The organism is Streptomyces sp. NPDC057543, from assembly GCF_042801895.1.
Taxonomy (GTDB): domain Bacteria; phylum Actinomycetota; class Actinomycetes; order Streptomycetales; family Streptomycetaceae; genus Streptomyces.
This window is the reverse complement of sequence record NZ_JBHVFF010000106.1, coordinates 1-25133: the sequence shown is the minus strand read 5'-3', so window position 1 is coordinate 25133 and position 25133 is coordinate 1. Positions and strand designations below refer to the sequence as shown.

General features: G+C 69.2%; 19 protein-coding genes and 1 pseudogene. 14 read left to right on the top strand and 6 right to left on the bottom strand.

Annotated elements, in window-relative coordinates:
- Positions 1-35: 35 nt before the first annotated feature.
- Positions 36-3875 carry a S8 family serine peptidase gene (locus ACFU8Q_RS19315; protein ID WP_384455146.1) on the bottom strand — a complete coding sequence of 1280 codons (3840 nt, stop codon included), beginning with the start codon at positions 3873-3875 and terminating at the stop codon, positions 36-38.
- 359 nt (positions 3876-4234) lie between these two features.
- Between ACFU8Q_RS19315 and ACFU8Q_RS19310 the strand changes: the two genes are divergently transcribed.
- Positions 4235-5404, top strand: a complete 1170-nt coding sequence (locus ACFU8Q_RS19310) for a cysteine desulfurase family protein (protein ID WP_384455144.1) — start codon at positions 4235-4237, stop codon at positions 5402-5404.
- A gap of 107 nt (positions 5405-5511) precedes the next feature.
- Here the strand turns inward: ACFU8Q_RS19310 and ACFU8Q_RS19305 are convergent, their stop codons facing one another.
- Positions 5512-6192 carry an N-acetylmuramoyl-L-alanine amidase gene (locus ACFU8Q_RS19305; protein WP_384455141.1) on the bottom strand — a complete coding sequence of 227 codons (681 nt, stop codon included), beginning with the start codon at positions 6190-6192 and terminating at the stop codon, positions 5512-5514.
- Between the two features lie 61 nt (positions 6193-6253).
- Between ACFU8Q_RS19305 and mnmA the strand changes: the two genes are divergently transcribed.
- A complete protein-coding gene (gene mnmA / locus ACFU8Q_RS19300; protein WP_384455138.1) occupies positions 6254-7375 on the top strand; it encodes a tRNA 2-thiouridine(34) synthase MnmA in 1122 nt (373 codons plus the stop codon).
- Between the two features lie 32 nt (positions 7376-7407).
- Here mnmA and ACFU8Q_RS19295 read toward each other — a convergent pair whose 3' ends face one another.
- Positions 7408-8019, bottom strand: coding sequence for a flavin reductase family protein (locus ACFU8Q_RS19295; protein ID WP_384455135.1), 612 nt, complete (start codon positions 8017-8019; stop codon positions 7408-7410).
- 47 nt (positions 8020-8066) lie between these two features.
- Positions 8067-8421 (bottom strand): annotated as a pseudogene (locus ACFU8Q_RS19290) (ISAzo13 family transposase); the annotation flags it as partial.
- Positions 8422-9255: 834 nt separating this feature from the next.
- On the opposite strand from ACFU8Q_RS19290, the gene ACFU8Q_RS19285 reads away from it, so the two are divergent.
- From ACFU8Q_RS19285 to ACFU8Q_RS19275, 3 genes are read left to right on the top strand one after another with little or no spacing between them, the layout of a single operon-like run.
- Complete coding sequence (locus ACFU8Q_RS19285; RefSeq protein ID WP_384455132.1) at positions 9256-10632, top strand: hypothetical protein; 1377 nt, start codon at positions 9256-9258, stop codon at positions 10630-10632.
- Positions 10632-11216: a hypothetical protein gene (locus ACFU8Q_RS19280; RefSeq protein WP_384455130.1), complete on the top strand. Its 585-nt coding sequence runs from the start codon at positions 10632-10634 to the stop codon at positions 11214-11216. Before ACFU8Q_RS19285 ends, ACFU8Q_RS19280 begins: the two co-directional genes overlap by 1 nt.
- A gap of 16 nt (positions 11217-11232) precedes the next feature.
- A complete protein-coding gene (locus tag ACFU8Q_RS19275) occupies positions 11233-11967 on the top strand; it encodes an ATP-binding cassette domain-containing protein (RefSeq protein ID WP_384455128.1) in 735 nt (244 codons plus the stop codon).
- A 675-nt stretch (positions 11968-12642) separates the two neighbouring features.
- Here the strand turns inward: ACFU8Q_RS19275 and ACFU8Q_RS19270 are convergent.
- Positions 12643-13443, bottom strand: a complete 801-nt coding sequence (locus ACFU8Q_RS19270) for an alpha/beta fold hydrolase (protein ID WP_384455125.1) — start codon at positions 13441-13443, stop codon at positions 12643-12645.
- 94 nt (positions 13444-13537) lie between these two features.
- On the bottom strand, positions 13538-13873 hold the full coding sequence (locus ACFU8Q_RS19265; protein WP_384455122.1) for a DUF427 domain-containing protein: 336 nt from the start codon (positions 13871-13873) through the stop codon (positions 13538-13540).
- Between the two features lie 109 nt (positions 13874-13982).
- On the opposite strand from ACFU8Q_RS19265, the gene ACFU8Q_RS19260 reads away from it, so the two are divergent.
- The 9 genes from ACFU8Q_RS19260 (at position 13983) to gatB (ending at position 25076) form a co-directional block, all read left to right on the top strand.
- Positions 13983-14522 carry a TIGR00730 family Rossman fold protein gene (locus tag ACFU8Q_RS19260; protein ID WP_384455119.1) on the top strand — a complete coding sequence of 180 codons (540 nt, stop codon included), beginning with the start codon at positions 13983-13985 and terminating at the stop codon, positions 14520-14522.
- A 135-nt stretch (positions 14523-14657) separates the two neighbouring features.
- Positions 14658-15347: an SDR family oxidoreductase gene (locus ACFU8Q_RS19255; protein ID WP_384455116.1), complete on the top strand. Its 690-nt coding sequence runs from the start codon at positions 14658-14660 to the stop codon at positions 15345-15347.
- A gap of 72 nt (positions 15348-15419) precedes the next feature.
- Positions 15420-16442 carry a methionine synthase gene (locus tag ACFU8Q_RS19250; protein ID WP_384455114.1) on the top strand — a complete coding sequence of 341 codons (1023 nt, stop codon included), beginning with the start codon at positions 15420-15422 and terminating at the stop codon, positions 16440-16442.
- A gap of 30 nt (positions 16443-16472) precedes the next feature.
- Positions 16473-18665, top strand: a complete 2193-nt coding sequence (gene ligA, locus ACFU8Q_RS19245; RefSeq protein WP_384455110.1) for an NAD-dependent DNA ligase LigA — start codon at positions 16473-16475, stop codon at positions 18663-18665.
- Between the two features lie 425 nt (positions 18666-19090).
- A complete protein-coding gene (locus ACFU8Q_RS19240) occupies positions 19091-21259 on the top strand; it encodes a putative bifunctional diguanylate cyclase/phosphodiesterase (protein WP_384455107.1) in 2169 nt (722 codons plus the stop codon).
- A gap of 252 nt (positions 21260-21511) precedes the next feature.
- Positions 21512-21808 carry an Asp-tRNA(Asn)/Glu-tRNA(Gln) amidotransferase subunit GatC gene (gene gatC, locus ACFU8Q_RS19235; protein ID WP_384455104.1) on the top strand — a complete coding sequence of 99 codons (297 nt, stop codon included), beginning with the start codon at positions 21512-21514 and terminating at the stop codon, positions 21806-21808.
- 5 nt (positions 21809-21813) lie between these two features.
- Entirely contained in the window at positions 21814-23316 is a 1503-nt protein-coding gene (gene gatA, locus ACFU8Q_RS19230; RefSeq protein WP_384455101.1) for an Asp-tRNA(Asn)/Glu-tRNA(Gln) amidotransferase subunit GatA, read from the top strand.
- A complete protein-coding gene (locus ACFU8Q_RS19225) occupies positions 23313-23552 on the top strand; it encodes a hypothetical protein (protein ID WP_384455098.1) in 240 nt (79 codons plus the stop codon). Before gatA ends, ACFU8Q_RS19225 begins: the two co-directional genes overlap by 4 nt.
- Before the next feature lie 15 nt (positions 23553-23567).
- The gene (gene gatB / locus ACFU8Q_RS19220; protein WP_384455095.1) at positions 23568-25076 is read left to right on the top strand and encodes an Asp-tRNA(Asn)/Glu-tRNA(Gln) amidotransferase subunit GatB; all 1509 of its coding nucleotides are present in this window, start codon (positions 23568-23570) and stop codon (positions 25074-25076) included.
- The last annotated feature ends 57 nt before the right edge of the window (positions 25077-25133 follow it).

Genomic DNA, 25133 nt, shown 5'->3' with positions numbered 1-25133 from the left:
GACCGGGGCCGGTCGCGGCTTCCGGATCCCGCGTACTACCTCAGCGCGTACGCCCGCTCGATCTCCTGCGTCACCTCGTTGCCCGCGTCGTCCCAGGCGCGGACCCGCAGTGTGACGTACCCGCTGGTGCGGGCAGTCGAGGGGTGGGTGACCCGGACACGGTAGGCGCCGTCGCCCCGGGCGGAAGTCGTCGCCGCCTGCCAGTGCCCGCCGTCGTCGTACGAGACGGACACCTCCATGCCCTTCACGGAACGGCCTGTCAGACCGTCCTGGTGGCGGGCGCTCACTCCGAAGGCGAAGGACCCGGAGTCAGGGGCGGAGCCCTGGAGGTCGGTGGCTACGTCGTAGTCGAGCTGGAGGAGGGGAATCAGGGACTCCTTGCCCTCGGCCGGGCGAGGGGCCGTGAACGACCAGCGGGTGCTGGTGGCCCGCGAGAGGGTGCCCTCGGGGCTGGTGCGCTTCACGTCCAGGTCCAACTGGTAACGGCCGTCGTCCCCGCCCGCGGGGAAGACGCCCCACGCCCGGGGGCCTTCGGCGAGGATCTCGCCGTCGCGACGCAGTACGGCGCGGGCCTCGTCGGGGTAGGGGGTGTCGGCGCCCTTGCGGGGCAGGGCGTAGCCGTAGTGGCCGGAGGCGGTGTCGGTGAACTCGGGGATCCCTATGGTCAGCTGGTCGCCCTTGCGGTGGGCGAGCCCTTCGACACCTCGGGGGATCGCCGGGCGCACCACGGGGGCGTACCAGCTCTCCGTGGCGTGCTCACCGGGCCGGTAGGTGCGCAGGGGGCCGAACATGCCGGTCCCTACCGCGTGGATCGCCCAGGTGTTGCGGGGGTTGACCCAGTGCAGCCACCGGGTGTCGGCGGGACCGCTCAGGTACTCCGTCCGCGCCTGCCCGGTGCGGACGTACCGGGATCGCATGGGGAGGAACACCTGCTCCCCCTCCCACGGACGCCAGGACTCCCGGTTCTCCGTGACGTAGCGTGTCCCGCCCGTGTCCGGGTAGCGCGAGACCACGGTGGCCGTGTTCTTCGGCCCGACCTCGTGGACCACGTGCTCGGGGACGCGCTGTTGGGCGACCTGCACGACGTCGTAGAGGTAGGGGCTTTCCGGGGTCCCCTTCAACTCCAGCACGGTGCCCTGCGCGCGCAACCGCTGCGCGGTGGCTTGGGAGGCGTACAGCCCGATCGCGGGCAGCCGCTGGCTCACCGGCTGCCAGGTCGCGGCCGCGTACCTGTTGCCGCCGGCGGTGGTGACGGCGGCCGCGGCTCCGGCTCGGGCGGCCGAGGTCACCGCCTCGTCGTACTCCACCCCCTCCAGTTCCACGAGCACGGCCGCTCCGCGGACGTCCGTGCCCCGTGCGCGCAGCGCCGCGTAGTCCTCGGGGCGTCCGTGACCGGCGTCCACCACCCGCAGGCGCCGCACGCCTTCCACAGCGGGGGAGTTGTGGAGCAGACGGACGGGGACACCGGCCGCGGCGGTGGCGGAGATTGCGCGTGCACGGAGCATCGGTGCGGTCAGCTGCCAGCGGGAGGTGAACTCGAAGGTTCCCTCGGTGAACTCCTCGGTGGGCGTGACGTAGAGGAGCTGTCCGCCGCTGTGTCCGCTGGTGAAGAAGCTGGCGAACTCCCGGTCGCCGGTCTTCCAGTGGGTGGAGAAGACCATCGGGCCCCGCTGCTCGGCCGGCTTGGGGGTCCGGATCTCCACGGGGACCGCCTTGCGTGCGTCGAGCACCAGGTCCGTGGCGCCGCTCACCCGCAGTCGGGGGTTGACCACCAGGCTGTTGGTGACGTTGTCCTGCGTCGTCTGCGTGATGACGCCGTGCAGGTAGTACATGCCCTCGGGCACGTCCACCGTCAGGCTCTGCCCCGCCGGCACCTCCTGGAGGACGTCGAAGCGGCCCGTGGGACCCAGCAGGATCAGCGGGAAGACGGTCGCCGGCTGCCCGGCGCGGTCGATGCCGCGCACGGTGACCTTGTGCGTGACCGGGTCCTTCGTCGCGGAGAGAACGGTGTGCGCGACGGTCTGCCCGTCGGCCGAGGTCGCGGTGAGGCGGCCGCCGTAGATGCCCTCCGGCAGCGCGGACGTGTCGAGGGTCACGGTCACGTCGGCAGTGCCGTGGGCGTCCACGGTGACCTGCGCGGGGGTGCTCATGGCGCCTGCCGGGGCCGGGGAGCCGTAGAGCTTGTCGAAGGTGGTGTCCAGGGTGAGCGAGACGGGCGCGTCGCCGTCGTTGGTGTAGGTGACGCTCACCTGCCGCGGGCCCGCGTCCGGTGCCAGGGAGCCGAAGGTGGTGGTGCCGGTGGCGCGCACCTGCTGGCGCACCGAGCGGGCCACGTCCACCCGGCCGGCGCCTTGCTCGTAGGCCGTCTGGTCGGGGGCGGTACGCGTCGTGCTCATCAACGCGTCCTTGAGCTGCTGGCCGCTCCAGTCGGGGTGGCGCCCGGCCAGGATCGCCGCCGCGCCCGCCACGTGAGGGGTCGCCATGGACGTACCCGACGCGGCGGTGTAGGCCGCGTCCACCGGGTGGCCCATGGACGTGCCGGCCGCGCGGGCGGCGACGATGTCGACGCCGGGAGCGGTGAGGTCGGGCTTGGCGCCGTTGTCACCGACGCGCGGGCCGCGGCTGGAGAAGGGGGCCAGCTTGTCGTCGCGGTCGACGGCGCCCACGGTCAGTGCGCTCGCCGCGGCGCCCGGGGAACCCACTGTGTAGTCGGCGCCCGTGTTGCCCGCCGCGACGACGAAGAGGGTGCCGGTCTCCTCGCTGAGGCCGTCGAGGACGAGGCTGAGGACGTCCGTGCCGTCGGTGGCCTGGCCGCCCAGGCTCATGCTGACGATGTCGGCGCCCGAGTGGGCGGCCCAGTCCATGCCGCCAATGATGGCGGAGTAAGAGCCGGAGCCGCCGTCGTCGAGCACCTTGCCGATCAGCAGCCGTGCCCCCGGTGCCACGCCCTTGCGCGAGCCGCCCGAGGCGGCGCCACTGCCGGCGATGGTGGAGGCGACATGGGTGCCGTGGCCGTGGCCGTCGTTCGCGGTGGGCTCGTCGGTGAAGTTGCGTACTTCGCCGAGTTTCCCGGCCAGGTCGGGGTGGGTGGCGTCGACGCCGGTGTCCAGGACGGCGACGGTCGCGCCGTTTCCGTCGTAGCCGGCCTTCCACGCCTCGGGCGCACCGATCTGCGCGGTGCTGCGATCGAGGGAGGCGTGGACCTTCGCGTCCAGCCACAGCTTCTCGACGCCGCCCTCGAAGGCCGCGTTCTTGAAAGCAGAGTTCTTGGAAGAAGAGTTCTTGGAAGCGTTCTTCGCGCCGGCCTCGGCGCTGCTCTTGGCGAGCGCGTCGTCGTCGATGGCCTTCCAGAAGCGCCCGGCCTGCTTCTTGTCCGCCTTCAGTGCCGAGCCGCGCAGGCTCTTGATGACCAGGCCCTTGCGCGAACCGGTGGGTGCTTCCTTGGACGTGGGGTTCGTGCCGCCGGTGTAGCGGGCGATCAGCGGGATGGCGGAGGTGTGGGCGTCGTCGTAACCCTGCTTGACCAGGGAGGTGATGTTGAACAGCTGCCGGTCCAGTTTGCCGGAGGCGATGTACGGGAGCGCGGCGCGGGGCAGCACGTACAGCTGTTTGTCGATCTCCAGCTGGCTGAAGTCGGCCTGCGAAGCGCCCGAGGCCGGCTCGACGGAGACGGCCTTCCGGCCGCCGGGAAAGGTCTCCAGCCGCACCCGGTCACCGGTCACGAGCGTGACGGAGCTGACCTGGGGGCGGCCGGCGGAGTTCGCGCCGACGGAGGCGGGCGCCGGGGCGGCGCTCGCGCCGGAGGAGGTGGAAGACAGGGTGGCGATGAGGACGCCTGCTGCCAGAACGGCGGCAGAGCGATGCCGTATGTGCATCGGAACCTTTCCAGGAGGCAAGGAAACGGACACGCGGTGCGGCTCAAGACTGGGGCCCCCATTGATCGCCGCACCAGACCTTTCCGGTGCCGTGCTTGCGACATGTCGCCAAAACGACACGGTGCGCTCCACCGCGCGTACCGGCGGAATCACCGGGGCCGAGCGGCCCCTCCTCGTCACGGGCAACGGCCTCGTCGCCCGGAACTTCGCCGGCTGAACCGGGCGCGGAGCCCGACGCCCTCCCCGCCCGGACGGGCCCGGGAACGGGACGAGGAAGACCGCACCCGGCCGTGCGCGGGTGCCGGGGCACCATGCGCCCGCCGTACGCCCCGCCCCGGGCTCGTAGAATCGAGCCCACCATGGCTTACCTCGACCACGCCGCGACCACGCCGATGCTTCCGGAAGCGATCGAGGCGATGACCGCCCAGCTCGCCGTCACCGGCAACGCGTCCTCACTGCACGCCGCCGGGCGCCGGGCCCGCCGTACCGTCGAGGAGTCGAGAGAGACCCTCGCCGATGCCCTCGGCGCACGCCCCAGCGAGGTGGTCTTCACCTCCGGCGGCACCGAGGCCGACAACCTCGCCGTGAAGGGCCTGTATTGGGCCCGCCGCGACGCCGACCCCCGTCGCACCCGGGTGCTGGCCAGCCCCGTCGAGCACCACGCGGTGCTGGACGCCGTCGACTGGCTCGCCGAACACGAGGGCGCGAACGTCGAGTACCTCCCCGTCGACCGGCACGGACGCGTCCACCCGGACGCGCTGCGCGAGGCGATCCTCCGCGATCCCGACGATGTCGCGCTGGTCACCGTGATGTGGGCCAACAACGAGATCGGCACGATCATGCCGGTACGTGAACTGGCCGCCGTGGCCCGTGAGTTCGACGTACCGATGCATGCGGACGCGGTGCAGGCGTTCGGGCAGCTGGAAGTCGACTTCGCCCGGTCCGGGCTGGCCGCGATGACGGTCAGCGCGCACAAGATCGGCGGACCGTTCGGCGTCGGCGCGCTGCTGCTCGGCCGTGAGTACACCCCCGTACCCGTGCTCCACGGCGGCGGCCAGGAGCGGCATGTCCGCTCGGGCACCCTCGACGTGCCGGCCATCGCCGCCTTCGCCGTCGCGGGACGGCTGGCCTCCGACGGGCGCGAGGAATTCGCCCGCGAGATCGGCGCACTCCGCGACGACCTCGTCGCGGCGGTGCTGGCGGCCGTGCCGGACGCCGTCCTCGGCGGTGACCCGGCCCCCGGTGGCCGGCTCCCCGCCAACGCCCACTTCACCTTCCCCGGGTGCGAGGGCGACTCCCTGCTCCTGCTGCTCGACGCCCAGGGCATCGAATGCTCCACTGGCTCCGCCTGCACCGCCGGGATCGCCCAGCCCAGCCACGTCCTCCTGGCCACCGGCACCGACCCGGACCTGGCCCGCGGCACCCTGCGTTTCTCGCTCGGCCACACCTCCACCAAGCAGGACATCGACGAGGTGGCCCGCGCGATCGGACCGGCGGTGCAGCGGGCACGGACGGCGGGACTCAGCTAGGGCCTCTCGGCCCCGTCCGGCGATCGGGCCCGTCCGGCGATCGGCCCTGCCCGGCGATCGGGCCTGTTCCGGATCGGGCCTGTCCGGGATCGGGCGGGGCCGCGCGGTCACCGCGTGGCCGCAGCCCGGACCAGCTTCAGATACCGGTCCCAGTCCCAGTGCTTCCCCGGATCGGTGTGGTCCGTGCCCGGCACTTCCACATGCCCGATGATGTGCTCGCGGTCGACCGGCATCCCGTACCGCCCGCATATCGCCGCCGTCAGCCGCGCCGACGCCCCGTACATCGCCGCAGTGAGGTCCTGCGGGCGGTCCACGAACCCCTCGTGCTCGATGCCGACACTGCGTTCGTTGTACGACCTGTTCCCCGCGTGGAACGCCACATCCAGCTCACGGATCATCTGCGTCACATGGCCGTCCTTGCGTACCACGTAGTGCGCCGCCGCCCCGTGCCCCGGGTTCTGGAAGACCTTCACCGCGCTTTGGTAGCTGCCCTGGGTGACATGGATGACGACCCGGTCGATCGGATAGTCGGCGGGACGGTCGGCCCGCCGCCAGTTCGCCGCGGACGCCGATATCCACTCGGCCCGTGCGTAGTCCACCTCGCCCGGCGTGCGGGGCTTGTCCACCCCGGGCAGCCGCCACCAGGCGCGCTCCAGCTTCTCCCGCGCCAGCGCGGCCGTACCCACCGCCGTGACGGCAGCGCCGATCAGCAGCCCACGCCGACTGATGCCGTGCCCGGACTTCGCCGCCGCGGAGCCCTTGGCGCCCGCCGTCCCCTTGGTCCCCATGTGATCCACAACGCATATCCGCGAGCGTTCGGTTCCCGGCGCCCCGTACTCTGGTGGGGCTATGACTCAGACTTCCCAGCGTCCTCTCCGCGTACTCGCCGCCATGTCGGGCGGTGTCGACTCCGCCGTCGCCGCGGCCCGCGCCGCCGAGGCGGGCCACGACGTGACCGGTGTGCACCTCGCCCTCTCCGCGAACCCGCAGTCCTTCCGTACCGGAGCGCGCGGCTGTTGCACGATCGAGGACTCCCGCGACGCGCGCCGCGCCGCGGACGTCATCGGCATCCCGTTCTACGTCTGGGACCTCGCGGAACGCTTCCGCGAGGACGTCGTGGACGACTTCATCGCCGAGTACGAGGCCGGGCGCACCCCCAACCCGTGTCTGCGCTGCAACGAGAAGATCAAGTTCGCCGCGCTCCTCGACAAGGCCCTCGCGCTCGGCTTCGACGCGGTCTGCACCGGCCACTACGCCACGGTCGTGCTGAACGAGGACGGCAGCCGCGAGCTGCACCGCGCCTCCGACATGGCCAAGGACCAGTCGTACGTCCTCGGCGTCCTGGACGAGAAGCAGCTCGCCCACGCGATGTTCCCGCTCGGCGACACCCTCACCACCAAGGACGAGATCCGCGCCGAGGCCGAGCGCCGGGGCCTCGCCGTCGCCAAGAAGCCCGACAGCCACGACATCTGCTTCATCGCCGACGGCGACACCCAGGGCTTCCTGGCGGGCCGGCTCGGCACGGCCGAGGGCGACATCGTCGACGAGTCGGGCACGAAGGTCGGCACCCACGAGGGCGCCTTCGGCTTCACCATCGGCCAGCGCAAGGGCCTGCGCATCGGCCACCCCGCCCCCGACGGCAAGCCGCGCTACGTCCTGGACATCTCCCCGGTGAACAACACGGTGACGGTCGGCCCGGTCGAGTCCCTCGACGTCACCGCCCTCACCGCCATCAGGCCCCGCTGGTGCGGCACCGCCCCCTCGGGCCCCGGCACGTACACCGCCCAGCTCCGCGCCCACGGCGGCGAGACGGAAGTGACGGCGGAACTCGTCGACGGAACGCTGAACGTCACCTTCACCGAGCCGGTACGCGGCGTGGCCCCCGGCCAGGCGGTCGTCCTGTACGACGGCTCCCGCGTGGTCGGCTCGGCGACGATCGCTACGACGCGCAGGGCTCCGGCCCTCGCCTGAGCAGACCGGGGCCGGCACCGCTGGGCCGGGCGTCATGGGTTGCACCTGCGGATCGTCCGCATCAGTGCGTGTGGACGGGTGCCCACCTGTCCGTCCACATGGAATGCGGGCGAGTTGCTGCGAAGCGGTAACAGCTCAGACAGCCGTCGGCTGGAGCTGATGAGGCATGTTCCAGCCTGCGGCAAGTTTCGAGGGATGAACGTTGCGTCCACCGCCGAAGAACCAGCAGAACGTCGTGATGAGCGGGTCCCAGCCGCACGGATCCACATAGTGCGTTCCCGGGATGACCAGCTCCTCCTCGATATGAGCCCGAAGGACCTCGACCTGGAAGGCGATGGCCTGGGAAGCGGGCTGCCCAAGGGATGGGACGAGACGACCCTGCACTCCAGTTGGATCGGCCATTCCGCGACCCGGGGCGCCCGGACCAGCTCCGATTCCTGCTCGGTCAGCTGTGCGGTCGAGAACTTGTCCGGTTCGTATCGGTAGCCCTGCTTCACCTTGTGGTCCGGCACGGTCGGCTTTCCAGTGGTGAGCGCTATCCGGTCCACGGCGTCGACCATCGCCGATGAGGGCAGATTGAGCACGCATTCGCCCTCGCGGAGCAGGTTCGCGGTCGTCTGGGCGCTGTTGCCGAGACCGAGCATGCAGGACTGGCCCAGCCACCATGCGGAGGACATCGGCGCGAGGTTCGCCGTGCCGTCTTCGCTGCGAGGGCGGTAGGCGGGGGTGGTGCGGGTGGGATGACGATGCCGTGTACGTCGAGCAGTCTTCTGGTCTTGAGGAGGGCGCGGTGCATGGCTGTTCGGCTGCTGCCGAACAGCACGGCGAGGGGTTCGGCAGCCAGCGCGATCCTCAGGTGGAGCACGGTGGCCAGGACCTGTTCGGAGAAGGCGAGCCTGGGCGGGCGGCCGTGTCGGGTGTCACCATCTGGGCCCAAGCTCCCTATGAGATCGCCCAGTTGTTGGCGAAATCCCGGTAAGTGCGGGATGGGCCAGCAGGGCCTGGTCCCACTCTGCGGCCACCCCGTGCGAGGCCCGGTCCGCCGGGGTGGCAGAGCACGAACAACCCGCAAACTTCACAACGAGTTGAGCACGAGCCTCGTCCGTCAGATGTGGATGACGAGGGGAGAATCCGAGGAGATCCTTTGGCGGAAGCATTGCCTCCGCCGAAACGTCGGTGATCAACTGTGGCGAATGTGATCTGCAGCCCAGGAGGGGTGTCGATCAACCACTAGAAAAGGGGCTTTCATGTACAACCGCCAAACCGCCACATACGATCTGGGCTGATTGCCGTCTTCACAGCTGTCGCCCTCACCGGTACGGCCGTGTCAGCCAGCGCGGACGACTCCACCCCGCCCAGCGACGATGCGTACACTTTCAACCCTAATGAGGCTGGCCTGATTCAGCTTTACGGTGAAGCTGAGCCGGGCACAGTGCAGCCGATGAACTTCGAGAGCAGCATGTCGGACTGGAAGCCTGGAAATAAAGAGTCGAGACACTGGGCCGACAACGACTACACCGAAATCCAGTTCACCGGCTGTTCGGTGTCAGGTCCCGGAGGAAGTTCCGTGACTGTGAAGCTTTGGCGGGCCATCCCCTTCGCCCAGGACAAGGACATGGGGGGACAAGGCGTTCACCGCCTGCTTCAACGGAGGTACGTCCCGCGGCGAGTGGAGCGCCCACTACGACGGTGGCGACAATCGATACTTCACTATTCCCAAAATCAACGGTTCCACTAGCATCACGGGGAGCCTTTCGGTGAGCAAGGTCTACGTGGACACCACAAAGGCCGACTAGCACCCTGGGTGCCTCGTGATCCAGTGGCCGGGAAGCGCGGGAGCGTGCTCCCGGCTCGCCCTGCTTGAGAACGGTTGCCGTCAGTTGAACATCCGAGTCCGCCTACGCACCAGCCCGGCGTTGTGGACCGCGCCCGTTTGGGTCGGCATTATCATCTTCTACTTCTTCTACGTCATGCACCTTGAGGATTCCCGCCAAGAAGTGGTGGCCGGCCCGCTGTGGGCCCCTCAACAAGTGGCTGTTTCACTGTCCTACTTCTACGCCTTCGCCTACGCGATCACCATGGGACTTGCCGTCTGGGAGGGTGGGCGCCTGGTGAAAGACGGGGTCTGGGCGCTCGCTCCCGGGAGGTCCCGGTACCGCGTAGCCGCACACACTCTCGCCCCCGTGATCGTGGCTGGATGGCTCATCCTGCTGCTCCCCGTGGTGATGCGACTCATCGAGACCGGCCTGGTTCCCTCTCCGCGCGGCCTGGCCCCGCTGCTCATGGGTATGGGCATCGTGTGTGCATACGCTGTGGTCGGTTGCGGGCTCGGCCACATCGGCCCACGGCTTATTGTCGCCCCCTTGTCCTGCATCATGCTGTTCTACTTGATCAGCGGTTCAGGGGGCTACAGCGAACCGGTGTGGCCCAGGCATACATTCGGCCAGATTGATACGTCGCTCGCCTTCGGCGAGTTGTACGACGCCCCTAGCGTGCTCGTCCCCTTCCTTTTCGCCGCTGCCGGGGCAGTGGCTGTATCGGCGTGGTGGCTCAGTGCGTCCCGATCGTGGCTCTGGCGCACTTCGGCCGTGGCCGTCGCCCTGGCCGTCATGGTGTCGTGTGCTCGAACCGCTGCTGGATGGGGCATCGCGGACGGTCCGGTCAGTGCCGGCCATGCGGCTGTGAGCTGCACGGGTTCAGCGCCGCGGGTGTGCATGGCACGGGACGGCGGGGCGATCGGGTCGCTTGATGAGGTGCAAGGAGAGGTGGCAGGCGCCGTCAAAAGGCTGCAGGCTGCCGGCGTGAACGTCGAAATGCCGGACACCGTCTCGGATTCCGTTCTGGTCGAGCGCCATCGGAAGAGGTCTTCGGCGTCGACCTGGTGGCTTCCGTTGTCCCGTCAGGCGGGTCAGCTCGGCGGTGGCATGACCAATATCCGATACGCCGTTCTCCTGACCTCGGTCCGGTTCCCCTGCGTGCTTCCCGAGCACTTCGATCGTGGGAAATCTGCTGACTGGGTCGTTCCACATGATGCAGCGATGCTCTGGGCAGCAAAGAAGATTGATTCCGATAAGCCCTATCTTGCGTGGCGTAGAAGCGAATACGGAGGCGCCTTCCAGAACTCTGGCGAGGTTTTGACAAAGGTTGAGCAGCTTGCGGAGCAGAGTTCCAAACTTCCCACCACTGCCAAGCAATCCGATTGGTTTCACCTAGAGCAAGAAAAAGCGTGCAAGCTCGCCCGGGCGGGAAGGCAATAATGCCTCTCTGGTTTAAGTCTCGCCGTTTTTCTGCCGTGATAATTCCAAGCCTTGCTCTGTTCATCTTGATTGTGGTGCTCGGGTATGGCGAGAGCATTGTGCTGCCGGGGATGCTGAGCAGTGGAAGCAATCGCGTGCAACTTATGCACATCGCCCCGCTTATTGTCACGTCGAGTCTTTCCTACAGTCTTACGCAGAGACTTGTAGAGGCAGAAATCCTGTCGGTACGGAAAGTGCGGCGGTTCGACACCGGCCTCGTGGCTCTCACTGTTGGCATCGCAGTATCAGCCAGTTTCGGCGTAGGAGAATGGATGGGCTCCCAAGAAGCCATCGAAGCCGGGCGCAATACAATTTTCCTGACCGGTCTGATGCTCATCGCCGGAGCACTCCATGCGCAGGCTGCACCGCTGGCGCCTATCGGATGGGTGTTCGTCGTCATGTTCATCGGGTACCGCGATTTCGGTCGCCCATGGCCATGGGCAGTGACTCTTCACCCTGCGGGCCTCGCTGTCACCTATTTCTTCTGCCTTACCGTCTTCGTCGTCGGCTTGGCCATGAATTACCGTATTCATCGTTCCGTTTGAAAGGGTCGTCCGTACCGTGCTCTTGGAGCTTGATTCCGTTTCCTATGCCTACGGGCGCCGAAAGCCAAATATTCTGACCGATCTGAGCCATACTATTGGCGAAGGATTCGCGGTACTTCTTGGGCCGAATGGCGCCGGTAAGTCAACACTGTTGAAGCTGGCCGCCGGTGTGAACCAGCCCCTGAGCGGTTCGGTGAGGCTTGGCTTGCTGTCGGCTCGGCAGGAGGAATACCGCACCAAAGTCGCTTGGATGCCGCAAGCGATCACCTCCATGACTGGACTCACCTCACGGGAACAGGTTGCCTACACCGGATGGTTGAAGGGCATGAACCGCCGCGCGGCCTGGGACGCCGCCGCTGATGCCCTCGACAGGGTGCAGATGCTCAACCGCGCTGACGTGAAGGTGAAGCAGCTCTCCGGTGGGCAGTTGCGCCGTATCGGTGTCGCCTCAGCTTTGGTTCATAGCGCCGAGGTGCTCCTCCTCGACGAGCCGACTGCCGGCATGGACCCGACCCAGCGACGGCGGTTCCGCGATCTGATCCTTCGTATCGTGAGTGACGAGGTCCAGATCCTGATGTCTACGCATGATGTTGCTGACCTCGCTGAAGAAGCCGATCAGGTCACCGTTCTCACCAACGGATCGATCGCCTTCACGGGGTCCACCGGCGAGTTCCTCAGCCATGCACCCGCCCAGGTACCCTCCGCGCGTTGCGCCGAGGTCGCATACATGGCTGTCACAGACAACAGCTGACCGAAGGGTTTGATTTGGCTGGAGGTGATCAGTCAGTAGTGGCGAATACCTCGGCCACTTGCTACAGACTCGCTTCGACCGGCACCGGGTCATTTCGATTCACCACGCATCCGTAATCGGCGGTGCCACCCTAATCGGCAGTGCCACCCTGCCGCTGCACAGTCCTGTTCTGCTCCGAGGTCTCTTCGACATGCGGGACGCTGTACGTACATCGTTCGCGCACGGGAATGCGAGCGGGAGGCGAAGGCGTCAGTGTGAGCAGGCGGGGCAGACCGGAGCGGAAGCCGGGCGGGCGCGAGCCGTAGGCCTGGGCCATCGCGGAGGCGGGAGCCTGAAACGGACGGCCGGGGGCTCGCTGCACACGAAGGTCTCCGCGATCCTGGCGGATCGACAAACGCCGGCTTCCGTCAGCCGAGTTCGGACTTGTCGGCCTTCACTCCGAGCACGAGGGCGCGTAGCGCTGCCCGGTTCGTCGATATGACAACAGTTGGGCTCTCGCTCTCGCGGAGGGCGATGTCGTTCGGGCGGGTGTGCCATAGGGGAGGGGTATACGGGCCGGGCGGCAAGACCGTCTGGTTCGATCTCGGGCTCGGAACCTGAGCTCGGCGAGGCGAGGCCCCGCCCGGTCACGTCCGACCCCTGTACGGGCGTGGCCGAGCGAGGTGGATCGTGTGCTCAGGAGGCCTGGCGCACGTAGATGTCCCTGGCGAAGAACTCCGTCAGGACCGGGGCCACCGCCTGGGGCGCCAGTTCGCGTGTCTGGCCCGTCAGGGTGCGGTGGCGGGCGCGGGGGAGTGTGTCGGCGAGGGCGCGGGTCGAGAGCCGGGCGTGGGCGGGACTGGAGCCGCCGCAGACCACCAGCGTGCGCGCCGTGACGGACGCGAACCGCTCGGCCGGGAACGCGCCGTCACCGAGCAGCGCGTCGTCGTACGCGAGTGTCTGCGCCATCGACACCAGGCCCTGCCACAGCGGGGCGCGACGCATGCGGGCGATCACGTCGGCCGGGACGCCCGTCACGGACAGGAACAGCTCCACCGCCCCGTCGCGGTCACCGGCGGACAGTGTCCGGTGCAGCCGGGCCGTGCAGCACGCCGTGAACCGCACACCGGAGGGACCGGGGGTGTACGGCGGCTCGTACACCGCCGGCTGGTCGACGGGCAGCCCGGCCGTCCGGGCCTCCAGGGCCAACGCCCCGCCGGCCCCCAGGCCGAACACCGAGGCCCGGCCGCCCACCGCGGTGACGAGCGCGGCCAGGTCCTCGATCTCGCGTTCCACCGCGTACGGTCCACTGTCGCCGCTGGAGCCTCGGCCGCGTCTGTCGTAGGTGACGACGTCGAAGCCCGGTGCGAGGAGGCTCGCCAGGGGAGCCTCGGCCGCCGCCGTGCTGAGCTCCCCGCCGACCAGGATCAGCGGCGGCCCTTCGCCGCGACGCCGACACGCGATCAAGGTGCCGTCGCGCGAGAGAGTCTTGTCCATGTGAGGGTGACCGTGACGGCGCGCACAACTCACCGCCTCAGCCGAGATCTTTTTCGGATTCTCCAATTCTGCCGGTCCGTAGGGAGATTGACGATCAGTCGACGACGGTCTCGGTGTCGTAGAAGCAGAAGTGGTCCTTGATCGCCGCGACTTCGGGCTTCGGCTCCGGGTAGGCCCAGACGAGATCGGCGGCGTCCGCAAGCGACCAGTAGGAGGCGTCGCCCTTGAACGGGCAGTGGGTGCGGGTGCTCGAAACCGTCAGCAGTTCTGTACGGACGTCCTCGGGCGGCAGGTAGTAGCGGGGCGGACAGCCCGTCTCGCGCAGTACGAGCGGGCGCCGGCTCTCGGCGAGCACCTGCCCGTCGCGCACCACACGTACATGCTCGGTGCCGGGTTCGACGGTGATGATGTGTCCTCGTGTGGAAGTCATATCTGGTTCAGCCACATCACGGGCCGGTTTCTTCCCTTTCCCTCGTCGGTGTCGGCCGGATTTCCACCCGGCCCCCGGGTGTGTCAGTGGTGGCCTTTACGGTGGCTGCATGAACATCTGCGTCTTCCTCTCCGCCGCCGACCTCGACGACCGCTACACCCAGCCCGCCCGCGAATTCGCCGAGCTGCTCGGCCGGGGCGGGCACACACTGGTCTGGGGCGGGTCGGAGAGCGGGCTGATGAAGGTCGTCGCCGACGGGGTGCAGGAAGCGGGCGGACGGCTGGTCGGGGTGTCGGTCGACTTCCTGGCCGCGAAGGCGCGTACCAACGCGGACGAGATGGTGATCGCGCGCGATCTCGCCGAGCGCAAGGCGCTGCTCCTGGAGAAGGCGGACGCGATCGTGATCATGGTCGGCGGTACCGGGACGCTCGACGAGGCGACCGAGATACTGGAGCTGAAGAAGCACGGCAAGCACGACAAGCCGGTGGTCCTGCTCAACACGGCGGGCTTCTACGACGGGCTGCGCCAGCAGTTCCAGCGCATGGAGGACGAGGGCTTCCTGCCGCTTCCGCTGAGTGACCTGGTGTTCTTCGCGAAGGACGGCGTGGGCGCCCTGGCCTACCTGGAGGAGTGGTCCGGCATCCGGTGACGCGGTGGCAGCGGGGAGTGAGGGGCGCGATGCGATCGGGCGCGGCGCGACGGGCGGAATGTGAGCGGGCGGGGGCTTGATCGGACGGGGCGCGATCGGGCCGGGGATGATCGGCCGGGATGCGATCATGGGGGCATGGTCACTCATATCATCACCGGCGCCGGCTCCGGCATCGGCGCAGCCGTCACTCGTCGTCTCCTGGAGCGCGGTGACGAGACCGTGCTGCTGGCCCGTGACGCGGGCCGCGCGAAGGAGCTGGCCGATCTCCACCCCGGCGCCCGTACGCTCGTCGGTGACCTCTCCAACCCGGACCGGCTCTCCTGGGCGCTCGCCCAGCAGGCGATGCCGGAGCGGGTCGACTCGCTGCTGCACATCGCGGGCGTCGTCGAGCTCGGCAAGGTCGGTGACCTCACGCCCAAGGCGTGGCACTTCCAGCTCAACGCCAACCTGGTCGCGCCCGCCGAGCTGACCCGGCTCTTCCTGCCGCAACTTCGGGTCGCCCAGGGCCATGTGCTCTTCGTCAACTCGGGCGCCGGCCTCGCCGCGAGCGCCGAGTGGAGCGCGTACGCCGCGAGCAAGCACGGTCTGAAGGCGCTTGCCGACGCGCTGCGCCACGAGGAGCACGCGAACGGGATCCGCGTGACCTCCGTCTATCCGGGGCGCACCGCCAGTCCCATGCAGGCCAAGGTCCACCAGCAGGAGGGCAAGGAGTACGACGCCTCCCGCTGGATCGACCCGGAGTCGGTGGCCACCACGATCGTGATGGCCATCGACCTGCCGCGCGACGCCGAGGTCAACGACCTCACGGTGCGACCTGGCCGCTGAGTCTCCCCGGCCCCGGCCCCGCCCCGGACTGCCGCCGGTCGACGGGGCCGGGCACGGCCTTAGGCTTCCCGTGTGAGCGAGAAGAGCAAGTTCAGGGGTTGCCCGGCCACCGGAATCGGTTCCATGCCCGGGGGAGACGCACGGGAGGCGGCGAAGACCGTCACCGGGTCCTTCGGGGACGGCCAGGGCCTGCCGCACCTGGCCGAACTGCCAGCCCGCGGACCCGGCGCGGACATGATCGGGCGGACCATCGGGCTGCTCGTCGATCTGTACGGCCACGTCGAGCCCAGCGGCTGGCGGATCAGCGACCGGCCCGGACGGGACACCCGCCGGGCCAGGTCCTGGCTCGGCGAAGACCTCGACGCGCTGGAGGAGTTCACCCAGGGGTACGAGGGACCGCTCAAGGTCCAGGCCGTGGGCCCCTGGACGCTCGCCGCCGCCCTGGAACGGCGCGGCGGCGAGGCCGCGCTCGGCGACCCGGGGGCCTGCCGCGACCTGGCGGGCTCACTGGCGGAGGGGCTCCGCGCCCACCTCGCGGAGGTACGGCGCAGGGTGCCCGGCGCCGAGGTGGTCCTCCAGCTCGACGAACCGTCGCTGACCGGCGTACTGCACGGCCGGATCAGGACGGCCAGTGGCTACCGCACCTACCGGGCCGTGGACCGCCAGGTCGTCGAGGGGACCCTGCGCGATGTGCTGGCGGCAGGCGGCGGCGCGACGGTCGTTCACACCTGTGCGCCCGAGGTGCCGTTCGCGCTGCTGCGCCGGGCCGGGGCCGACGGTATCTCGTTCGACTTCTCGTTGCTCACCGAGCGTGAGGAGGAGGCGATCGGGGAGGCGGTCGAGGGCGGTACGCAGCTCTTCCTCGGGGTGGTGCCGGGCACCGACCCGGCCTCGGGCGGATTGTCGGACCCGGGCGGTAGCGTCATGGGTGTCAGGACGCTGTGGCGCAGGCTGGGGCTGAATCCGGGGACTCTGACGGAGTCCGTGGTGATCACCCCGTCGTGCGGGCTCGCGGGTGCCTCGCCCGCGTATGCGCGCGCCGCGCTCGCCCACTGCGCCCGGGCCGCGAGATCGCTCGCAGACAACCCTGAGTAACGGGGCAACGGGTAACGGGAGGACGAGACGATGGCCGGCGAACAGCAGATGGCAGTGCCCGCACAGGCGCAGGAGCGGCACGCACTCCTTGCCGAGCAGATCGAGGAGCACCGCTTCCGGTATTACGTGAAGGACCAGCCGGTCGTGAGCGACGCCGAGTTCGACCGGCTGATGCGCGAGCTGGAGGCCCTGGAGGAGACGTATCCGCAGCTGCGCACGCCGGATTCGCCGACGCAGAAGGTCGCGGGGCCGTACCAGACGGAATTCACCTCCGTCGAGCACCGCGAGCGAATGCTCTCGCTGGACAACGCCTTCGACGACCTCGAGTTGGCGGCCTGGGGCGAGCGGATCGCCAAGGAGGTCGGCGTCTCGGACCACCACTTCCTGTGCGAGCTGAAGGTCGACGGTCTCGCGGTCAACCTCACTTATGAGCACGGGCGGCTGACCCGGGCCGCGACCCGCGGCGACGGCCGTACAGGCGAGGACATCACGCCCAACGTCCGTACGATCTCCGAGATCCCGCACCGGCTGAAGGGGGACCGGATTCCGGCGCTGGTCGAGATCCGCGGCGAGGTCTTCTTCCCGATGGAGGCCTTCGAGGAGCTCAATGCCCGGCTCGTCGAGGCCGACGACAAACCGTTCGCCAACCCGCGCAACGCGGCGGCCGGTTCACTGCGGCAGAAGGACCCGAAGGTCACCGCCACCCGCCCGCTGCACATGGTGGTGCACGGTATCGGCGCTCGTGAGGGCTTCGACATCGACCGTCTCTCGCACGCCTACGAGCTGCTGCACGAATGGGGTCTGCCCACCGCCAGGCACAACAAGGTGGTGGACTCCCTCGACGGGGTACGGGAGTTCATCGCGTACTTCGGTGAGAACCGGCACTCCGTGGAGCACGAGATCGACGGTGTCGTCGTCAAGCTCGACGAGGTCCCGCTCCAGGGCCGGCTGGGCTCCACGTCGCGCGCCCCGCGCTGGGCGATCGCCTGGAAGTACCCGCCGGAGGAGGTCAACACCAAACTGGTGAACATCCGCGTCGGCGTCGGACGCACCGGCCGGGTCACCCCGTACGCCCAGGTCGAGCCGGTCGAGGTGGCGGGCTCCGAGGTCGAGTTCGCCACCCTGCACAACCAGAACGTGGTGAAGGCGAAGGGCGTCCTCATCGGGGACACGGTGGTGCTCCGCAAGGCGGGCGATGTGATCCCGGAGATCCTCGGCCCGGTCGTCGACCTGCGCGACGGCACCGAGCGGGCGTTCGTCATGCCGACGCACTGCCCCGAGTGCGGCACGGAGCTGAAGCCCATGAAGGAGGCCGACGTCGATGTCCGCTGTCCCAACGCGCGTTCCTGCCCCGCACAGTTGAGGGAGCGGCTCGCCTACCTCGCGGGCCGTAAATGCCTCGACATCGACCACTTCGGCTATGTCGCGGCCGCGGCGCTGACCAAGCCGCTGGAGCCCGCCGAGCCGCCGTTGCGCGACGAGGGTGATCTCTTCGGGCTCACCGTCGAGCAACTGCTGCCGATCCGGGCGTATGTCCTGGACCCGGACAGCGGACTGCCCAAGCGCGATCCGAAGACCGGTGAGGAGAAGACCGCCTGGGTCTTCGCCAACCAGCAGGGCGAGCCGAAGAAGAACGCCCTCGCCATGCTCGACGCCGTTGCCGTGGCCAAGGAGGCCCCGCTCGCCAGGATCCTCACCGGGCTCTCGATCCGTCACGTGGGCCCGATCGCGGCCCAGGAACTGGCTCGTCAGTTCCGCTCCATCGACCGGATCGACGAGGCGACCGAACAGGAGCTGGCCGGGGCCGACGGGGTCGGTCCCATCATCGCCGCGTCGGTGAAGCAATGGTTCGCCGAGGACTGGCACCGGGAGATCTTGCGCAAGTGGCGGGAGGCCGGGGTCCGGATGGAGGACCAGGGGGCGGGGGAGGAAGTGGGGCCGCGCCCGCTCGAAGGACTCATCGTCGTCGTCACCGGCACACTGTCCGGCCACACCAGGGATGGCGCGAAAGAGGCGCTCCAGAGCCGGGGGGCCAAGGTGACGGGTTCCGTCTCGAAGAAGACCTCCTTCGTGGTCGTCGGCGACAACCCCGGCTCGAAGTACGACAAGGCGATGCAGCTGAAGGTGCCCGTGCTGGACGAGGACGGCTTCGCCGTGCTGCTCGAACAGGGTCCGGACGCCGCACGCGAGGCGGCCGTCCCCGTCGGAGAACCGGTGGAATAGGACAGATCCGCTTCGGAAGGGTCAGACCCCCCTGTCGTAGAACGGGCGGAACGGGATAGATCAACAGGCGGCACGGTTCCGAATATTGACCGGGAACCGATGGAACGGGTCCGGTCGATGGGTGGCCGACGAGTGGTCGACGGGGGAACGGTTAACGGGGAGGCGCAGAAAGGGCGTAGGGGGACGGACGGGGGCAAGGGGCGTCGCCGCGAGGTCGAATTCACCCGATCGGCGCATAGCAGATGCTGACGGTCGGTCGGTTCGCATTCGGGCAAGAGCTGTAGAGCGCTGCCCGTAGAGGCCCTGTGCGGCCTACTGTTGAGATGTGCACCTGCCGTGCCGGCCACGGGGTGGGAAACGGGTCGTGGTGGCATGGAGCCGAACCATCGGGTGACATCGGCACCGCCGGCTGTGAGAGGGACGGAATGAAACCGACCGAGAGCGCCGCACCGGTGTCGCGGCTGCAAGGTTTCGTCGGCCTCACACCCAGAGTGGGTGCCGTCGTCGTGGTGATCGCCGTTGTTCAGCTCGCGACCGGTTTCTACCGGACCGTGAGCGAAGGACACGCGCTCTTCCCCGACGGCAGGGCCGGCTGGTCCCTCGCCGTCCTCACCGGCATCGTCGTCGGCCATCTCGTCGCCCTCGGACGCGACCGGTGGTGGGGCGGCACCGGTTCCGGGGCCGCCCTCACCCTTGCCGTGCTGCTGCTCTACGGCTGGGTCCCCGCAGGCCTGGTCAGCCTGGTCGTCGTCGTCCTCGTCGGCATCGCCCGCAGGCACCGCTGGCGGCAGGGGCTGCTGCACGGCGCGGTGGACATCCTGGGGATAGGGGCGGCGGCCCTGGTGCTCGCCGCGTTCGGTGACGTGCAGACCGTCGAATCGCCCTGGCAGCCACTCGACTGGGGCATCGACGCCGTCCCCGAAGTCCTGCTGGTCGCCTCCACCTATCTTCTGGTCACCCGGGTCCTGCTGTGGTACGTACGGGCACCCCAGGGTGGCGGCGTGCCGACCGTCGCCCGCACCGCCCTGCTGCGCCAGGGCCTCGTCGCGGTCGCCCTGCTCGGCATCGCACCGCTGATCTGCGTCGTCGCGACGACCATGCCCGTACTCCTGCCGCTTTTCGCGGTCCCGCTGATCGCTTTGGACTCCACCCTCTGGATCGCCAGTGCCCGGGCCGAGGAGCAGTTGCGCGACCCGTTGACCGGACTGCCCAACCGGCAGTGGCTGTTGGAACGCACCTGGACGGCCCTGGAGGACGCCGAGTCCATCGGCGCCAGATCCGCTCTCGTCCTGATCGACCTCGACCGTTTCCGTGCGGTCAACGACACTCTCGGTCATCTGGCAGGGGACCGGTTGCTGCTGCAGATAGCGGAACGCCTCAGGCTGGCGCTTCCCCGAGGAGCGGAGGCCGCGCGGCTCGGCGGTGACGAATTCGCCGTGCTCCTGCCGACCGCGGACTCCACCACCAGCGCCCAGCGGGTCGCCCGTCATCTGGTCGCCGAGCTGTCCTCCCCGCTGGACCTGGACGGTCTGACCCTGGTCCTGGAGGCGAGCGCCGGAGTCGCCGTCTACCCGGACCACGCGCTGGACGCCGAAGGGCTGCTCAGGCGCGCGGACGTGGCGATGTACCAGGCCAAGCGCGACCGTACGGGCGTGGAGGTGTACGAGTCGAAGCGCGACAGCAATACCCCGGACCGGCTCGGGCTTCTGGGAGATCTGCGGCGCGCGCTGGACGCCGGCGAGGTGGAGCTCCACTACCAGCCGAAGGTTCGCTTCGACGGCCAGGTGGCCGGCCTCGAAGCGCTGGTGCGCTGGGTGCATCCGGAGCGCGGACGGGTCCCCCCGGACGAGTTCATCGCTATCGCGGAGTCGTCCGGCCTGATGCCGCACCTCACGGAGTACGTCCTGGAGACGGCGCTGGCCCAGGTCGCCCGGTGGCGGGCGCAGGGCCTGTTCGTCCCGGTCGCGGTCAACGTCTCCCCGCGCGACGTCCACACTCCCGGATTCGCGGGCGGCGTCGCGGCCCGGCTCGCCCGGCACGGCGTTCCGGCCGGAGCCCTGCAGCTGGAGATAACGGAACACGTGCTGCTGGAGGACCCGCAGCGCGCCGCCGACACCCTCGCCGGACTCACCGGGCACGGCGTGAAGATGTCCCTCGACGACTTCGGTACGGGGTACTCCTCGCTGGTCCACCTGCGCCGCCTGCCGGTCAGCGAGCTGAAGATCGACCGCTCGTTCGTGGCCCGGCTGGCCGTCGACAACGAGGACGCGGAGATCGTCCGCTGCACCATCGACCTGGCCCACTCCCTCGGACTGCTGGTCGTCGCGGAAGGTGTCGAGGACGACGAGACCTGGGAGCGGCTGCGGGATCTGCGCTGCGACGCGGTGCAGGGCTGGCTGGTCGCCGCGGCGATGCCGCCGCAGGAGACGACGGCCTGGCTGCGGGCACGTGGTGAGCATGGGTGGCGGCGGCCTGCGGAACTCGCGGCAGCGGCGGCCGCCGCAGCCAGTGCGGCTGCCGGTGCGACCGGGGCCGCGGAGCTGGAGCACCGGCCGACGGGCTGCCCGGTGAAGCCGGGCCCGGCGACGGCCTGAGCGACCGGGTGGGGCTGGGCGGGAGAAGGACCGAAGGCGCTCGGTGGCCGCTTTGTCCTCAATCTCCCCCTGGCCTGAAGGACCAATGCCTGAAGGACAGGGGAGGGGAACCCCGACGGGATCGAAATGCCCAGCCGGGGGTGCGGGTGGCGCGGGGTCGATATCAGGGTGTTCGCCCGGGTGGCGGGAGGGGGCGCGGGCGACACCATAGGATTGGTCCAAAACCACACACCAACCCCTGAGGATCGCTGCATGCCTGGCATCACGCGCGAGGAGGTCGCCCACCTCGCCCGGCTGGCGCGTCTGGAGCTGAAGGGCGAAGAGCTCGATCACTTCGCCGGTCAGCTCGACGACATCATCGGCGCGGTCGCCCGCGTCTCCGAGGTCGCCGACCAAGACGTACCGCCGACCTCCCACCCGCTGCCGCTGACGAACGTCATGCGCGCGGACGAGATCCGTCCGTCGCTCACCCCCGAGCAGGCGCTCTCCGGCGCCCCGGCCCAGGAGCAGCAGCGTTTCAAGGTGCCGCAGATCCTGGGGGAGGACTAACAGCCATGACGGACAACAGCACCATCATCAAGCTCACCGCGGCCGAGATCGCCGCGAAGATCGCGTCGGGCGAGCTCACGGCCGTCCAGGTCACCGAGGCCCACCTGGCCCGGATCGACGCGGTCGACGAGAAGGTCCACGCCTTCCTGCACATCGACCGCGAGGGCGCGCTCGCGCAGGCCCGCGCCGTCGACGCGAAGAAGGCGGCCGGCGAGAAGCTGGGTCCGCTGGCCGGTGTCCCGCTCGCACTGAAGGACATCTTCACCACCGAGGGCATGCCGACCACCGTCGGCTCCAAGATCCTCGAAGGCTGGATCCCGCCGTACGACGCGACCCTCACCAAGAAGCTGAAGGCCGCCGACATCGTCATCCTCGGCAAGACCAACATGGACGAGTTCGCCATGGGGTCCTCCACCGAGAACAGCGCCTACGGCCCGACCGGCAACCCGTGGGACCTCACCCGCATCCCCGGCGGCTCCGGCGGCGGCTCCTCGGCCGCGCTCGCGTCGTACGAGGCCCCGCTCGCCATCGGCACGGACACCGGCGGTTCCATCCGCCAGCCCGCCGCCGTCACCGGCACCGTCGGCGTCAAGCCCACCTACGGCGGCGTCTCCCGCTACGGCATGGTGGCGTTCTCCAGCTCCCTGGACCAGGGCGGGCCCTGCGCCCGTACCGTCCTGGACGCGGCTCTGCTGCACGAGGCGATCGCGGGGCACGACCCGATGGACTCGACGTCCATCGACGCCCCGGTCCCGCCGGTCGTCGAGGCCGCCCGTAACGGCAACGTCGAGGGCATGCGCGTCGGCGTCGTCAAGCAGTTCGCCGGTGAGGGCTACCAGGCCGGGGTCGTCCAGCGCTTCAACGAGTCGGTCGAGCTGCTGAAGTCGCTCGGTGCCACGATCGTCGAGCTGGACTGCCCGTCCTTCGACCTGGCCCTGTCCGCGTACTACCTGATCGCGCCGTCCGAGTGCTCCTCCAACCTGGCCCGCTTCGACGCCATGCGGTACGGCCTGCGCGTCGGTGACGACGGCACGAAGTCGGCCGAGGACGTCACCGCGCTCACCCGCGAGGCCGGCTTCGGTGACGAGGTCAAGCGCCGCGTCATCCTCGGTACGTACGCCCTCAGCTCCGGTTACTACGACGCGTACTACGGCTCGGCGCAGAAGGTCCGCACCCTCATCACCCAGGACTTCGAGAAGGCCTTCGAGCAGGTCGACGTCATCGTCTCCCCGACGACGCCCACCACCGCCTTCCCGATCGGCGAGCGCGCCGACGACCCGATGGCGATGTACCTCGCGGATCTGTGCACCATCCCGACCAACCTCGCCGGCAACTCCGCCATGTCGCTGCCCTGCGGCCTGGCTCCCGAGGACGGCCTGCCGGTCGGACTGCAGATCATCGCCCCCGCCATGAAGGACGACCGTCTCTACAAGGTCGGAGCCGCCGTCGAGGCCGCCTTCGTGGAAAAGTGGGGGCACCCGCTGCTGGAGGAGGCTCCGTCGCTGTGAGCGCACTGACCAAGGCCAAGGGCTTCAAGAAGTCCAAGACCGGCACGTACCTGTCCATCGGCACCACCGCGTACGGGGCGCTCGGTGTCGTCAAGCAGGCCAAGAAGGCCCGCTCCGAACACGACACGCTCCGACTGATCGACGCCGTCGTCTCCGCCGCCGCCATCGCCACCGGTATCGCCCTGCTGCTGCGCGAACTCAAGCGCATCGGTGATGACGACGTACTGCTGGGCTGAGAGGGAAGTTTCACCGTGACTGTCACCGACCTGGTGTCGTACGAGGACGCGCTCGCGTCCTACGACCCCGTCATGGGCCTGGAGGTCCATGTCGAGCTCGGCACCAAGACCAAGATGTTCTGCGGCTGCTCGACCGAGCTCAAGCAGGACGCCAACTCCCAGACCTGCCCGGTCTGTCTCGGCCTGCCCGGCGCACTGCCGGTCGTCAACGAGATCGGCGTCGAGTCGGCCATCAAGATCGGTCTCGCGCTGAACTGCGAGATCGCCGAGTGGTGCCGCTTCGCCCGGAAGAACTACTTCTATCCGGACATGCCGAAGAACTTCCAGACCTCCCAGTACGACGAGCCGATCGCCTACAACGGCTATCTGGACGTCCAGCTGGAGGACGGGGAGATCTTCCGGGTGCAGATCGAGCGCGCCCACATGGAGGAGGACACCGGCAAGTCGACCCACGTCGGCGGCGCCACCGGCCGTATCCAGGGCGCGTCCCACTCCCTGCTCGACTACAACCGGGCCGGCATCCCGCTCATCGAGATCGTCACCAAGCCGATCGAGGGAGCGGGCGCACGCGCCCCCGAGGTCGCCAAGGCGTACGTCGCCGAGCTCCGCGAGCTCATCAAGGCGCTCGGTGTGTCGGAGGCCCGGATGGAGATGGGCCAGATGCGCTGCGACGTCAACCTGTCGCTGCGCCCCAACGGCACCGAGACGTTCGGTACGCGCTCCGAGACGAAGAACGTGAACTCGCTGCGTTCCGTCGAGCGCGCCGCCCGCTTCGAGATCCAGCGCCACGCCGCGGTGCTGAGCTCGGGCGGCACGGTCGTGCAGGAGACCCGGCACTTCCACGAGGAGGACGGCTCGACCACGGCCGGCCGCATCAAGGACAACGCCGAGGACTACCGCTACTTCCCCGAGCCCGACCTGGTGCCGGTCGCCCCGGCCCGCGAGTGGGTCGAGGAGCTCCGGGGCGGCCTTCCCGAGCTGCCGCGGCTGCGCCGCAAGCGGCTGAAGGAGGAGTGGGGCGTCTCCGAGCACGACATGCAGTCCATTCTCAACGCGGGCGCGGTCGACCTGATCGTCGCCACGACCGACGCGGGCGCCCCCTCGGACCAGGCCCGCAAGTGGTGGATGGGCGAGCTGGCCCGTAACGCCAACGAGACCGGCCGCGCCCTCGACGAGCTGCCGATCACTCCGGCGCAGGTCGCCAGGGTGGCCGAGCTCGTCGCCTCGGGCGATCTCAACGACAAGCTGGCACGCCAGGTCATCGAGGGCGTCCTCGTGGGCGAGGGCGACCCGGACACCGTCGTCGAGAAGCGCGGCCTGAAGGTCGTCTCCGACGAGGGCGCGCTGTCCACGGCCGTGGACGAGGCCATCGCCGCCAACGCGGCCGTCGCGGACAAGATCCGCGGCGGCAAGATCGCGGCGGCGGGCGCGCTCGTCGGCGCGGTCATGAAGGCCACCCGCGGCCAGGCGGACGCGGCCCGGGTCCGCGAGCTGATCCTGGAGAAGCTCGGCGTCGAGGGCTGACCCGCCCCGTACACCGGGCGGTCGACGCACGTCTCCGAGGGGGCGGTGCACCCACGG

Bases quoted from the DNA above. Each gene is read 5' to 3' on its own strand.
- ACFU8Q_RS19315 (WP_384455146.1), bottom strand. From the start codon at position 3,875: ATGCACATACGGCATCGCTCTGCCGCCGTTCTGGCAGCAGGCGTCCTC.
- ACFU8Q_RS19310 (WP_384455144.1), top strand. From the start codon at position 4,235: ATGGCTTACCTCGACCACGCCGCGACCACGCCGATGCTTCCGGAAGCG.
- ACFU8Q_RS19305 (WP_384455141.1), bottom strand. From the start codon at position 6,192: ATGGGGACCAAGGGGACGGCGGGCGCCAAGGGCTCCGCGGCGGCGAAG.
- mnmA (WP_384455138.1), top strand. From the start codon at position 6,254: ATGACTCAGACTTCCCAGCGTCCTCTCCGCGTACTCGCCGCCATGTCG.
- ACFU8Q_RS19295 (WP_384455135.1), bottom strand. From the start codon at position 8,019: ATGCTCGGTCTCGGCAACAGCGCCCAGACGACCGCGAACCTGCTCCGC.
- ACFU8Q_RS19280 (WP_384455130.1), top strand. From the start codon at position 10,632: ATGCCTCTCTGGTTTAAGTCTCGCCGTTTTTCTGCCGTGATAATTCCA.
- ACFU8Q_RS19270 (WP_384455125.1), bottom strand. From the start codon at position 13,443: ATGGACAAGACTCTCTCGCGCGACGGCACCTTGATCGCGTGTCGGCGT.
- ACFU8Q_RS19265 (WP_384455122.1), bottom strand. From the start codon at position 13,873: ATGACTTCCACACGAGGACACATCATCACCGTCGAACCCGGCACCGAG.
- ACFU8Q_RS19260 (WP_384455119.1), top strand. From the start codon at position 13,983: ATGAACATCTGCGTCTTCCTCTCCGCCGCCGACCTCGACGACCGCTAC.
- ACFU8Q_RS19255 (WP_384455116.1), top strand. From the start codon at position 14,658: ATGGTCACTCATATCATCACCGGCGCCGGCTCCGGCATCGGCGCAGCC.
- ligA (WP_384455110.1), top strand. From the start codon at position 16,473: ATGGCCGGCGAACAGCAGATGGCAGTGCCCGCACAGGCGCAGGAGCGG.
- ACFU8Q_RS19240 (WP_384455107.1), top strand. From the start codon at position 19,091: ATGAAACCGACCGAGAGCGCCGCACCGGTGTCGCGGCTGCAAGGTTTC.
- gatC (WP_384455104.1), top strand. From the start codon at position 21,512: ATGCCTGGCATCACGCGCGAGGAGGTCGCCCACCTCGCCCGGCTGGCG.
- gatA (WP_384455101.1), top strand. From the start codon at position 21,814: ATGACGGACAACAGCACCATCATCAAGCTCACCGCGGCCGAGATCGCC.